Genomic DNA, 12586 nt, shown 5'->3' with positions numbered 1-12586 from the left:
GGCTATCAACCCTGGGTGTTGAGTTGCACCCGTTGTTGCATGTGTTCGTTGCACGCTCGGGCTTGCTGCAGCATCGCTTCGAACGGGGCGCTCATGATCGCGTCATGGCTCAGCCAACTGTGTTTTTGCGTCACGGAGTACCGGTAACGGTACTCACCTTTATTGAGCTGGCTGCTCAACTCCAGATCAAACCAGGGTGAATTGACCTTGCAGGTGTTGATGAGCTTGGCCACCTTGGCACCTGAAAGGGTGATGTCGTAGGTCATCGTTTCCGGATCCCCCATATACAAGTCTGCCAGTTGGCCTGTGCGTCGATAGTTCATCAGGCTGTCCCAGCGCTCGGTCATGAATGCGGGTTTATAGATCAACTGCCCGGCCATGTTCTCCAATGGGCGCAGGTTGGTCAGGCGGGCGTGAACCCTATAATGCTGCGGGACCACAAAACCGGTTTTTTCACGGGTGATGGTGCAATCACCGATCTCTTTGCCAAAGTTGTTACACAGGTTCAGGTCGGTGGCAGAGACCCCTGATTCCGTGTCGGCGTAGCTGAGCTGCATCAACATCATTTGCCCCATCTGCACCTGCGCCGTGGTGCGCGCCTGTCCTTCGTCATTGAAGTGTTCAAACTTTTTCACGTCCATGCTCACAGTAGCCGGGGCTTCGGGGATGTGTTCCTGACGCACCGTGCCTTGATCATCGATGACCAGCGCCCAGCGATCCTGAATGTCCGGCATGCTGCGCCCTGGCATGAACACCGGATTGGTCGGGTCCAGCCACCAGACGTGCCCATCCACTTCAGCACGCACGATGGCGTGGTTGGCGGAGCTGGTGCCGGGCAGCAGCAGGCTGAGCGGCGTTGTACCCCGGCTGACCCAGGTGGTGTGCGCGTTGATGCCACTGGCTTTTAACATGGCCGTCAGCAACACCGATAAATCCTTGCAGTCGCCGTAGCCACGCACTTCGATCTCGCTCAGGCTGAATGGCACATACCCTCGGTCGGTAGCGCGCCAGTCGCCCATGTAGCGGTATTGATCGTGGATGTACTGCATCACACCGGCTACTTGCTGTGCAGGCGGCAAGCCCTTGAGCCCGGAGACGGTTTTTGCGGCACCGGCAGGCAGGCGCGCAGCGAGAATTTCGTTGTAGCGTTTGGCGAAAGGCCCGAAGTAATCCTGTAACTGGCTAGAGCTGCCGATTTCAACCCGTGGCACCTGGCGGATGTAGCCATTGCTTGCTTCGTTGATGTAATTCACAAAGCGCGGTTTCTTTTGCTCGATCACCAACGTTTTGTGATCGGCCGAGGGCGTGAAGATGAAATCCTCCATCTGTTCGCTGCGCCAGACAATCGGCTGCTCGGCGGTGAACGTGCCTTTGAACACATCCGTGCGAACCGGGCTGGGGCCGAATGTCATCTGGTAATGGAAGTGCTCCATCAGCGGTTTGGCCGTGGTGTGTTCACGCACGGTGTAGGTGAGTTGGGTGCCGACGCGCAGGTTTGGAAACGCAATGGACGTTTGTTTGGCCCGCAAAAAGCCCTGATCCGGGTTGGGTGCCATACGCGTGTCGATTTGCGATTCAGCCAATGGCTGCGGTGTGCCACCGGGCTGGGTGGAGTGGGCGTCGATGATGTCCAGCCGGTCCGTTTCGGGGAAGCTGAAGTCAATGCGCGATAGCATCTCTCGCCCATTGTTGGTCAGGATGGTGTAACGGTAAGTGGTGGTGCAGTCGCTGCTGGTGTCTTTGTTGAAGTGGCAGGTGCGTTGTGTTTCGCCGGCCAGCGCCGCATCTGACGCTGGTTGCAATGCCGCGAAAGAGGGCAGGCTGACAATCCCCAATGTTGCGCAAATCAACGATTTGCTGAAAGTAAAGCGGTGCATGAGCGCCTCAGGTCATTCCTTTAAAGCAGCACCTGCGACGTTTTAATGATTGTTGATTAGCGGTGTAGGGTGCTGCGCGAGTGGCGGATGATAATCGATCTCAACTGTAATTTCTACATTGTAGGACAATTAATGCAGCGGAGAGGCCCGAGCTAGAGCCTTCTCCAATTATCAGGCGGCAGGAAGCGGCTGGCACACATCGACCCACTGCGCGTTGACCAGCGCTGCCAGGCGCGTGGGGCATAGCTTTACCGCGGTGTGCGTGGCGCCCGCGGCAGGCATGACTTCGGTAAAGCTTTGCAGGGAAATGTCGCAGTAAACGGGCAGGTCAGTCGCCAGCCCGAAAGGGCAGACACCGCCGACCGGATGACTGGTGAGTGCCACCACGGTTTCGGCGTCCAGCATTTTGGCTTTGCTGCCCAAGGCGTCTTTGATCTTTTTGTTATCGATCCGCGCGTCACCTCGAGCTACCAGTAATACGTTGCGCTCGCCAACGCGAAAGGCCAGGGTTTTGGCGATTTGACCGGGTTCGACCCCATGGGCTTCGGCGGCCAGTGCAACCGTCGCCGTGCTGGTGGCCAATTCGATGATGTGCAGGTCGGGGGCGTTGGCGTTAAAGAACGCACGTACAGATTCAAGGCTCATTAGGCTTCGCTCGTGGGGGCAAAAGCCTGAATCTAGTGAAGCCGCAAGCGCACTGTCAATGCGCCTTGCGGCGGTATTGCGTTTAGATGTCCAGGCAGATTTTGCCGAAATGCTGGTTGGTTTCCTGGTATTTGAAGGCTTCAACAATATCGGTCAGCGGGAAGTGACGATCGATGACCGGACGCATGCCGTTGGCATTGATGGCGCGGATCATGTCTTGTTGCTGACTGCGGCTGCCGACCAGCACGCCTTGCAGGCGAACTTGCTTGACCAGTGCAGGTACGAAGTCCATGGCGCCGCTGACGCCGCTCAAAATGCCAATGATCGAGATGTGCCCGGCGACGCGCACGGCAATCATCGATTGCTCAAGGGTCGCGGGGCCACCCACTTCGATGATGTGATCGACGCCACGGCCACCGGTCAGTGCGCGGGCGGTCTCGCCCCAACGGGTGTCTTTGCGGTAGTTGATGACGTGGTCGGCCCCCAGCGCTTTCAGGCGCTCCAGCTTTTCATCGCTGGAGGAGGTGGCAATGACGGTTGCACCGGCCATTTTCGCGAATTGCAGTGCAAAAATTGAAACCCCTCCCGTGCCTTGTACCAGCACGGTGTCGCCGGGTTTGAGCGAGTCATCGGCCATCAGCGCACGCCAGGCTGTCAGGCCCGCGGTGGTCAGGGTCGAGGCTTCAGCGTGGCTGTAACCGGTCGGGGCCAGTGTGAAAGCGGTCGCTTTGGCCGTCACGTGCTCGCGGGCGTAGCCGTCAATGCCATCCCCCGGAACGGTGACAAACCCTTCCACCAACGGCGTGCCATCAATCCACTCGGGGAAGAAAGTGCTGACGACTGAATCCCCGACCTTGAATTCGGTTACGTCCGGGCCTACCGCGATCACTTCTCCCGCACCATCGGCCATCGGGATGCGCTTTTCAGACGGCCCCCACATGCCGCTAACCACAGCGAAATCGTGATAGTTCAGGGAGTTGGCATGCAGTCGCACGGTAATTTCGCCGCCCGCTGGCGCGCGCACTTCGCTGCTGCCGACAACCACGTTGTCATAGCCACCACCGGGTTGGACGAAAATGGTTTTAGTGCTCATGGAAGTTCCTCATATTTTTACATTACGCAAAACGACGAAATGTATAGGTAAAAATTACAACTCGATTTTCAGCCTAGCCGCAAAGTCATCAATCGCTTGCTCGTTGCGCCGGTAATAGGTCCATTTGCCAATGCGCGTGGTCAAGACAAAGCCGGCACGCTGCAAAATGGCTAGATGCGCGGAAGCCGTGGAGGGTGAAAGCCCTGCCTTGTGCTGCAAGTGGGTCACGCAGACACCGATAGCAGGATCTCCGTGATCCTGTGGCGGGAAATGGGTAAGTGGGTCTTTGAGCCACTCCATCATTTGCATGCGAGTGTCATTGCCCAGCGCTTTGAGCTGTTCGAGAATCATGGGCGGCGATATTACGCCTTTTAACGAAATGTTCAACCCGCACGCCTGATATGCCGGGCGCGGCAATGGCGCGCAGGTGGGCCGGATGTTTTGCAATTCAGGGGTCAATCCTGTATTTGTTGCGCCATTGAGCCTTGGCCAAGGCTCACTTGTCTTATGAACCTGCCCCTCAGGAACCATGATGCCTAACCAGTTCCCCGCTGTTCGCCCGCGTCGTTTGCGTCGCTCCCAAACCCTTCGCGACCTGTTCCAGGAAACCGAATTCAGCCTTAATGACCTGGTGTTGCCGATTTTTGTTGAGGAAGAAATCGACGACTTCGTGCCCATTACCAGCATGCCGGGTGTCATGCGCATCCCTGAGTCGAAACTGGCGGGCGAAATCGAGCGGTACGCGCGCGCCGGTATCAAGTCAGTGATGCTGTTTGGCGTGTCGCACCATCTGGACGCCACTGGCAGCGATGCCATGCGTGAAGACGGGCTGGTGTCGCGCATGGTGCGCATCAGCAAAGACGCGGCGCCGGACATGGTGGTCATGAGCGACACCTGCTTCTGCGAATACACCTCTCACGGCCACTGTGGCGTGATGCATGACCATGGCGTGGACAACGACGCGACGTTGATCAATCTCGGCAAACAAGCCGTGGCAGCTGCGGCTGCGGGCGCTGACTTCATCTCGCCTTCGGCCGCGATGGATGGCCAGGTGCAAGCGATTCGCAGTGCGCTGGATGGCGCGGGGTTTCTGGACACGTCGATCATGGCGTATTCCACCAAGTTCGCCTCGGCCCTGTACGGCCCGTTCCGTGAAGCAGGCGGCAGTGCATTGAAGGGCGACCGCAAGTCATACCAAATGAACCCGATGAACCGCCGCGAAGCGATTCGCGAGTCCTTGCTGGACGAACAGGAGGGCGCGGACGTCTTGATGGTCAAGCCGGCCGGGGCTTATCTGGATATCATTCGCGACATCCGTGAAGCCTCGCGTTTACCGCTGGCGGCGTATCAGGTCAGCGGCGAATACGCGATGATCAAGTTTGGCGCACAGGCGGGGGCCATCGATGAGGCCCGTGTGGTGCGTGAAAGCCTGGGCTCGATCAAGCGCGCCGGTGCCGACATGATCCTCACCTACTTTGCGATGGACCTTGCCCTGCAAGGCATTTAAGTCGCCAGCGGCAAACGGCGTACCCGCGCAGTTTGCCGCCATTCACATCTTTCTTGACGTCCGTCAATAACGCTGCGGCGCTTTTTGTCATATTCCTTAGGGTTGATTTTTCCTCGCGTGCGAGCGGAAGTTGGCTATGGTCATTAGATAAAAAAGCCTGAGCGTATCCCGTCACCGTGAGGCGGGAACGACTCTGTGTCCGGCATAGCGCACGGATGTTGAGGAGATTTATGGACGTCGGCAGAAGACAGTTCGTCAAACTTTGTACGGCCGGTGTAGCCACGGCCACAGTTGCATCACTCGGGTTTGCCCCCGGTCTTGCTCAAGCAGATCCCTCCCGCCAATACAAACTGTTACGCGCCAAAGAAACCCGTAACAACTGCACCTATTGCTCGGTGGGTTGCGGGATCTTGATGTACAGCCTGGGTGACGGCGCGAAGAACGCCAAAGCCCGCATCTTCCATATCGAAGGCGACCCGGATCACCCGGTCAGCCGAGGCTCGCTGTGCCCCAAAGGCGCTGGCCTGATTGACTTCATCTACAGCGAACAGCGTCTTAAATACCCGGAATACCGCGCCCCCGGCTCCAACGAGTGGCAACGCATCAGTTGGGACGAAGCCATCACCCGTATCACCCGTTTGATGAAAGACGACCGGGACGCCAACTTTATCGAAAAGAACGCCGACGGCGTGACCGTTAACCGCTGGTTGACCACGGGCATGCTGTGCTCGTCGGCGGCCAGTAACGAAACCGGCTTCCTCGATCAACGTTTCACCCGTGCGCTGGGCATGCTCGGCATCGATTGCCAGGCGCGGCTGTGTCACGCACCTACTGTATCGGCCCTGGCGCCAACGTTGGGCCGCGGTGCGATGACCAACAACTGGGTTGATATCAAAAATGCCAACGTGGTGCTGATCATGGGCGGCAACCCCGCCGAAGCGCACCCGGTGGGTTTCAAATGGGTGGTCGAAGCCAAGATCCGTAATGGCGCCAAAGTCATCGTGGTCGATCCGCGCTTCAACCGCAGTGCTGCGGTGGCGGATCTCTACTCGCCGATCCGCGCTGGGTCTGACATTGCCTTCCTGATGGGCATGATCAACTACCTGATCACCCATGACCGCATTCACCATGAGTATGTGCGGGCCTACACCAACGCGCCGCTGATCGTGCGTGACAGCTATACCTTCGAAGAAGGCCTGTTCAGCGGTTTTGATCCGGCCAAAAAGCAATACGATCGCAGCGAATGGATGTATGAAGTCGACGAAAACGGCTTCGCCCGACGCGACGAAACCTACAGCCATCCGCGCTGTGTGTGGAACCTGCTTAAAGCCCACGTCAGCCGTTACACGCCCGACGTCGTGACTGACATTTGCGGCACGCCTAAAGAAGACTTCCTGGAAATTTGCCGCATCATCGGTGAAACCAGTGTGCCGAACCGCACCACGACCTTCCTCTATGCGCTGGGTTGGACTCACCACTCCAGTGGCGTGCAGATGATTCGCGGTGCCGGAATGATTCAATTGCTGCTCGGCAACATCGGCATGGCTGGCGGCGGCGTTAACGCCTTGCGCGGCCACTCCAATATTCAGGGTTACACCGACATTGGGCTGCTGTCGTTGCGGTTGCCGGGCTACATGAATTTGCCCAGTGACCAGCAAACCGATTTGGCCACTTACCTCAAACAAACCACACCCAAGGCCTTGTTGCCCGAACAGGTCAACTACTACCAGAACACGCCAAAATTTTTCACCAGCATGATGAAAACCTTCTGGGGTGATAACGCTACCGCAGCCAACGACTGGGGGTTTGACTGGTTGCCCAAGTGGGATAAAAGTTACGACGTGTTGCGCTATCTGGAGATGATGTACGACGGGCAGGTCAATGGGTACATTGCCCAAGGCTTCAACCCGATTGCGGCCTTCCCGGACAAAAACAAGGCCAGCGCCGCGTTGTCCAAACTCAAGTACCTGGTGATCATTGACCCGCTGGTGACCGAGACCTCCAGCTTCTGGAAGAACTACGGCGACCAGAACGACGTCGATACCGCCAGCATCAAGACCGAAGTGTTCCGTTTGCCATCCTCCTGTTTTGCCGAAGAAAACGGCTCCATCGTCAACTCGGGCCGCTGGCTGCAATGGCATTGGGCAGGTGCGGCGCCGCCGAATGAAGCGTGGCATGACGGCAAACTTTTGGGCCATCTGTTCGTCAAACTTCGCCAGATGTATGAGCAAGAAGGTGGCGCTAACCCCGCCCCGCTGTTGAACATGGCGTGGAATTACCGTGACCCGCTGGACCCCACGCCCGAAGAAGTGGCGCAAGAGGCCAACGGCTTTGCACTGGAAGATCTCAAAGACGCACAGGGCAATATTACGGTGCGTAAAGGGGAATTGCTCAGCGACTTCTCGCAATTGCGCGATGACGGCACCACCGCCAGTTTCAACTGGATATTTGCCGGCTCCTGGACCCCGCAAGGCAACCAGATGGCACGCCGCGACAACGCCGACCCATCAGGCCTGGGCAGTACGCTGGGCTGGGCCTGGGCGTGGCCGCAAAACCGTCGCATCCTCTACAACCGTGCGTCAGCCGACCCTCAAGGCAAGCCTTGGGACCCGGCGCGCAAAATCATTGAGTGGAACGGCCAGCGCTGGACCGGCATCGATGTGCCGGACTTCCCGGCCACCCTGCCGCCCGGCAGTAAGGCCAGCCCATTCATCATGCTGCCTGAAGGGGTAGGGCGTTTATACGCCATTGATACGTTGGTGGACGGTCCGTTCCCGGAACATTACGAGCCGACGGAATCACCCACAGGGCGCAACCCGCTGCACCCGAGTACGGTTTACAACCCTACGGTGCGTATTTTTCCTTACGACCAGGCGCGACTGGGAACAGCAGCAGAATTTCCGTACGTCGCCACCACGTACTCGATCACGGAACTGTTCCGCCATTGGACCAAACACTCGCGTATCAACGCCGTGTTGCAGCCGGAACAGTTCATTGAGATTGGCGAAAACCTGGCGAATAAGAAAGGCATTGTCCAGGGGGACTGGGTCAAGGTCAGCACCAAGCGCGGCTACATCAAGGCCAAAGCGGTGGTGACCAAACGCATCCGCACCCTGCAAGTGGGCGGGCAGGAGGTCGATACCATCGGCATTCCGTGCCATTGGGGATACGAAGGGGAAACCCGCAAGGGCTACCTGGCCAACACCCTGACCCCGGCCATCGGCGACGCGAATGCGCAGACGCCTGAGTACAAGGCTTTCCTTGTCAACGTGGAAAAGGCGTAAGGGAGAAAGCTCATGTCCATGCAATCCCAAGACATTATCAAGCGCTCTGCGACCAATAGCCTGACGCCCGCCCCACAGGTGCGTGACAGTGAAGTGCACGTGGCCAAACTGATCGACGTCACCATCTGCATCGGCTGCAAGGCCTGCCAGGTGGCGTGCGGTGAGTGGAACGACCTGCGAGATGAGGTTGGTCATAACGTGGGGGTTTATGACAACCCGGCGGACTTGTCGGCCGAAACCTGGACCCTGATGCGTTTCGATGAGGTGGAAGACGAAAACGGCAAGCTTGAATGGCTCATCCGCAAGGACGGCTGCATGCACTGCGCTGACCCGGGCTGCCTCAAAGCGTGTCCGGCGCCGGGGGCGATCGTGCAATATGCCAACGGCATTGTCGATTTTCGCTCGGACCACTGCATCGGGTGTGGCTATTGCATCGCAGGCTGCCCGTTCGATGTGCCGCGCATCAGCAAGAAGGACAACAAAGCCTATAAGTGCACGTTGTGCATTGACCGCGTGAGCGTGGGTCAGGAGCCGGCCTGTGTTAAGACGTGCCCGACCGGGGCCATCAACTTCGGCAGCAAAGCCGACATGAAACACTTGGCCAATGAGCGGGTGGCCGAACTCAACACCCGCGGTTTCGCACATGCCGGGGTGTATGACCCACAAGGCGTGGGCGGCACCCACGTGATGTACGTGTTGCAACATGCCGACAAACCGCAGCTTTACCACAATCTGCCAGCCGACCCTCGGATCAGCAATGTGGTGGAAGGCTGGAAAGGCTGGCTCAAGCCCGTCGCCGCAGTGGCGTTTTTTGCCACCTTGGCAGGCACGCTGTTCCACTACGTTGGCGTAGGACCGTTGACCACCGATGAGTCGGACGACGACATCGACGCTGATAAAAAAGCCCCCACGCCCACGGAACAGGAGAAGCACTCATGAACCCTAAAGACATGATTCTGCGTACCCCGTTTGCCGAGCGCATGTGCCACTGGCTGATGGTCATTTGTTTCATGTTGGTGGCGCTGTCGGGGTTGTCGTGGTTTTTCCCGTCGATGAGCTGGCTTAGCCATGTATTGGGCACTCCGCAGCTGGCGCGGATCCTGCACCCGTTCCTGGGTGTGGTGGTGTTTTTGGCCCTCATGTTCCTGTTCGTGCGATTGGTGAAGTACAACATGCCAGAACCCCAAGACCGCCTGTGGTTCGCCAACGTCAAGGATGTCCTGATGGGCCGTCACACCACGTCGTTGCAGGTGGGTAAATACAATGCAGGGCAAAAGCTGTTGTTCTGGGGAATCATGGGCCTGATCACGCTGTTGTTGATCAGTGGCATTTTGATCTGGCGTCCTTACTTTGCGCCGTTTTTCCCGATTCCAGTGATACGCGTCGGGGCGCTGATGCATTCATTGACCGGTATTTGCCTGATCCTGCTGGTTATTGGCCACGCCTATATGGGGTTTTGGGTCAAAGGCTCGATCGGCGGCATGGTCACCGGTTACGTCTCGCGCAAGTGGGCTAAAACCCACCACGATCGCTGGTTTAAACAGATTGATTCGAAGAAGGACCATCCATGAGCAGCATCAAGCTGACGCCGATTGAAACACCTACCGGTGGAATCGGCCGGATTACGCCCTTGTTGTTGCCCTCGCTCAAACAACGTTATCAGCGGCGCGCCGAACGTTTGCAGGCGCTGGCCATCGACCATCCTATGGCGGACTACCTGAACTTTGTGGCGCGCCTGGTTAAGGCGCAGCAACACGTCCTGGTACAGCATCCATTGCCTGCACAGTGGGTTGATGCGGCCACGGCGCGCATGGGGCAAGGAGGTGCACCGCTGGATTACGTCACACTGCCACGCGACGGCTATTGGCAAGAGGTGTTGTTGGCCATGCTCGATCAACTGCCTCAAGCCACTGATGCAGTTGAGGAGGTGATTGCCGGGTTACGTGATACCCAAGCCGATCAACTGGACCGTCAGGCCAGCGCACTGCTCAGTGGCCATCACAGCGAAGTCGGCAGTGGCAGAGCGCTGTTTATCTGGGCGGCGCTCTCGTTGTATTGGACGCAGCTGGCCGCGCAATTACCGGCCAGCGGGCACGCTGACTATGGTGAGCATCGCCAGTTTTGCCCGGTGTGTAATAGCGAACCATCGACCAGCGTGGTGTTGGGTGGTGCTCAAAATGGGCTTAGGTATTTGCATTGCCGCTTGTGTGAAAGCCGTTGGCACATGGTCAGAGCCAAATGCAGCAATTGCGAGCAGACTGGCAACCTCGACTATTGGTCGCTGGACAGTAAAGAAGCCAGCATCAAGGCTGAAAGCTGTCTGGATTGTCACAGTTACCTGAAGGTCTTGTACCTGGACCGGGATTCAACGCTGGAAACCTTCGCAGATGACCTGGCCTCACTGATGCTCGATGCCAAAATTGAAGAGCAAGGGTTTGCCCGCAGCGGGCTGAACCCATTTTTGTTCCCAGGCTAGGCGATGCCACTGAAGAAAACGGTGCCGGGTCGTGTGCCGGCCAGGCAGCCTGCTCAGCCACGCTGACGGCATATCGGTTGAAACCGCTGGCGGTGTCAATGCGTAAATCAGTGGTTGCGTGCAGTCAACGCCTGAGCCCAATGCGCCGGGTCATTCACCGTGGCCTGGTGCGCTTCAAGCATGCCGGGTATTTCCTGTTTGAGAAATTCGACCCAAGTTTTGACTTTCGCATCCAGAAATCGGCGTGAAGGGTAGAGCGCGTAAATGCTTTTTTCGTGCAGCCGGTAGTGCGGCAACAAGCGTACCAAGCCTTTGCGTTTGTATGAGTCCACGGCAACGTAATCGGGCAGCAAGCACACGCCGAGTCCTGCTTCAGCGGCCTGGGCCATGGCTTCTGCGACATTGACCTGAAACACCTCGCCGGGGCGTACGGATTGCTCACCCTGCTCATCACGGAATACCCAGCTATCCGTAAACATCGGATCGACCAGATGCAGGCAGCGGTGGTTGGCAAGGTCGTCAGGCGTTTGCGGAATACCATAGCGCTCGAGGTAGGAGGGCGCGGCACTGATCACGCTGGAGATAGTGCCCAGCGCTTGGCCTACCAGCTCGGAGTCGGGCAAGTGAGAAGACAGCGTGATGACCACATCATGGCCTTCTTCGAGTAAATCGGGCTGACGCTGTGAAAGGGTCAAATCCACATTGACCTCTGGATACAGTTGCGCATAACGCGCCACCAACGGCGCAAGCAGTTGGATGCCTATGCCGGTGGTTGATTGCACCCGCAAATGACCACGCGGTGTTAAATGCGCGCCACCGGCTTCAGCATTGGCGTCTTCAACTTCGGTCAATATCAGGCGGCAACGTTCCAGGTAGCGGGTTCCGACTTCGGTCAGCGCCAGACGCCGTGTGCTGCGTTGCAGCAAGCGTGCCTGCAGCGAGGCTTCCAGTTCACTCAACAGACGCGAAGTTTGCGCCGTGGAGTAGCCTAATACCTGAGCAGCGGCCGTGAAGCTGCCGGTTTCGACCACTCGCACGAAAACCCGCATCGCCTGAAAAATATCCATCCTGATTGTTGCTCCACACGTCAGCGTGTTTTTTTGTGGCGCAGATGATTACACAGGCAGGGAAAATATGCCGCTTTGACATCACGGGGCGTTTTATCCGCGTTCCGAACCTGAGGAACGCAGGCAGGCCTCATGGATGTTTACGGCACTAAACGATTGTCCCCAATAGAAAGCGTTTGGATCCATTATTTATATAGGCGGGAAGGGCTGTATTTAGGCGCTGACTCAGAGATCGTCGTAGGAAGTTTCTTAACTTTTTGAAGTAAATTGTCTTTCGGAATGAGAACGGATCTTTGTTTATAAGAAAATTACGAGATATCACTTTGGCATCACTTGATTTTGGCGCGGTATGTGCTTGATTCTAAATGCAGGGATCTTTTTCTAGAATGGTCTGTCTGACGTAGCTTGAGAAAGGCCTAGCCGATAGGTGTTTAAACAGTCAAGCGGTGAACTTGCCAAGAAGTTCTACTCACAAGGTGCATTTTTTGAAAACTATTCAGCATCCGCTAGGGATGCTCCGATCAACTTGTCGTGCAGCCGCGGCAAGTTGCAATTTTCCAGGCACCTACAGCGTCATTGGACGAAAAGTGACCGAAAAATCATGTACGGAGAGCTTTTTCGACCGGTTCTCCGTGTT

10 protein-coding genes are annotated in these 12586 nt (G+C 57.2%); 5 read left to right on the top strand and 5 right to left on the bottom strand.

Features of this window, described 5'->3' with window-relative positions:
- Window positions 1–5: 5 nt before the first annotated feature.
- The 4 genes from HBN61_RS10030 to HBN61_RS10015 form a co-directional block, all read right to left on the bottom strand.
- Entirely contained in the window at window positions 6–1877 is a 1872-nt protein-coding gene (locus tag HBN61_RS10030) for a DUF3857 domain-containing transglutaminase family protein (RefSeq protein ID WP_170046676.1), read from the bottom strand.
- Window positions 1878–2048: 171 nt separating this feature from the next.
- Complete coding sequence (locus tag HBN61_RS10025) at window positions 2049–2522, bottom strand: YbaK/EbsC family protein (RefSeq protein ID WP_094993505.1); 474 nt, start codon at window positions 2520–2522, stop codon at window positions 2049–2051.
- 82 nt (window positions 2523–2604) lie between these two features.
- Window positions 2605–3615 carry a zinc-dependent alcohol dehydrogenase family protein gene (locus tag HBN61_RS10020; RefSeq protein ID WP_094993506.1) on the bottom strand — a complete coding sequence of 337 codons (1011 nt, stop codon included), beginning with the start codon at window positions 3613–3615 and terminating at the stop codon, window positions 2605–2607.
- Between the two features lie 54 nt (window positions 3616–3669).
- Complete coding sequence (locus HBN61_RS10015; RefSeq protein ID WP_047274754.1) at window positions 3670–3966, bottom strand: ArsR/SmtB family transcription factor; 297 nt, start codon at window positions 3964–3966, stop codon at window positions 3670–3672.
- A gap of 181 nt (window positions 3967–4147) precedes the next feature.
- Between HBN61_RS10015 and hemB the strand changes: the two genes are divergently transcribed.
- From hemB to fdhE, 5 genes are all read left to right on the top strand, one after another.
- The gene (gene hemB / locus HBN61_RS10010) at window positions 4148–5122 is read left to right on the top strand and encodes a porphobilinogen synthase (RefSeq protein ID WP_094993507.1); all 975 of its coding nucleotides are present in this window, start codon (window positions 4148–4150) and stop codon (window positions 5120–5122) included.
- Window positions 5123–5352: 230 nt separating this feature from the next.
- The gene (gene fdnG / locus HBN61_RS10005; RefSeq protein ID WP_170046675.1) at window positions 5353–8406 is read left to right on the top strand and encodes a formate dehydrogenase-N subunit alpha; all 3054 of its coding nucleotides are present in this window, start codon (window positions 5353–5355) and stop codon (window positions 8404–8406) included.
- 18 nt (window positions 8407–8424) lie between these two features.
- Entirely contained in the window at window positions 8425–9345 is a 921-nt protein-coding gene (fdxH, locus tag HBN61_RS10000) for a formate dehydrogenase subunit beta (protein ID WP_275942194.1), read from the top strand.
- Window positions 9342–9977 carry a formate dehydrogenase subunit gamma gene (locus HBN61_RS09995; protein WP_094993510.1) on the top strand — a complete coding sequence of 212 codons (636 nt, stop codon included), beginning with the start codon at window positions 9342–9344 and terminating at the stop codon, window positions 9975–9977. The genes fdxH and HBN61_RS09995 overlap by 4 nt, the downstream gene beginning before the upstream one ends.
- Window positions 9974–10882: a formate dehydrogenase accessory protein FdhE gene (gene fdhE / locus HBN61_RS09990; protein ID WP_170046674.1), complete on the top strand. Its 909-nt coding sequence runs from the start codon at window positions 9974–9976 to the stop codon at window positions 10880–10882. The genes HBN61_RS09995 and fdhE overlap by 4 nt, the downstream gene beginning before the upstream one ends.
- 107 nt (window positions 10883–10989) lie before the next feature.
- Here the strand turns inward: fdhE and HBN61_RS09985 are convergent, their stop codons facing one another.
- Window positions 10990–11949, bottom strand: a complete 960-nt coding sequence (locus tag HBN61_RS09985; RefSeq protein WP_170046673.1) for a LysR family transcriptional regulator — start codon at window positions 11947–11949, stop codon at window positions 10990–10992.
- Window positions 11950–12586: the final 637 nt, after the last annotated feature.

Source organism: Pseudomonas sp. WS 5071, from assembly GCF_012985765.1.
Classification (GTDB): Bacteria; Pseudomonadota; Gammaproteobacteria; order Pseudomonadales; family Pseudomonadaceae; genus Aquipseudomonas; species Aquipseudomonas lundensis_A.
Note: the sequence above shows the minus strand (reverse complement) of the source record. Positions and strands in the feature narration are given on the sequence as shown.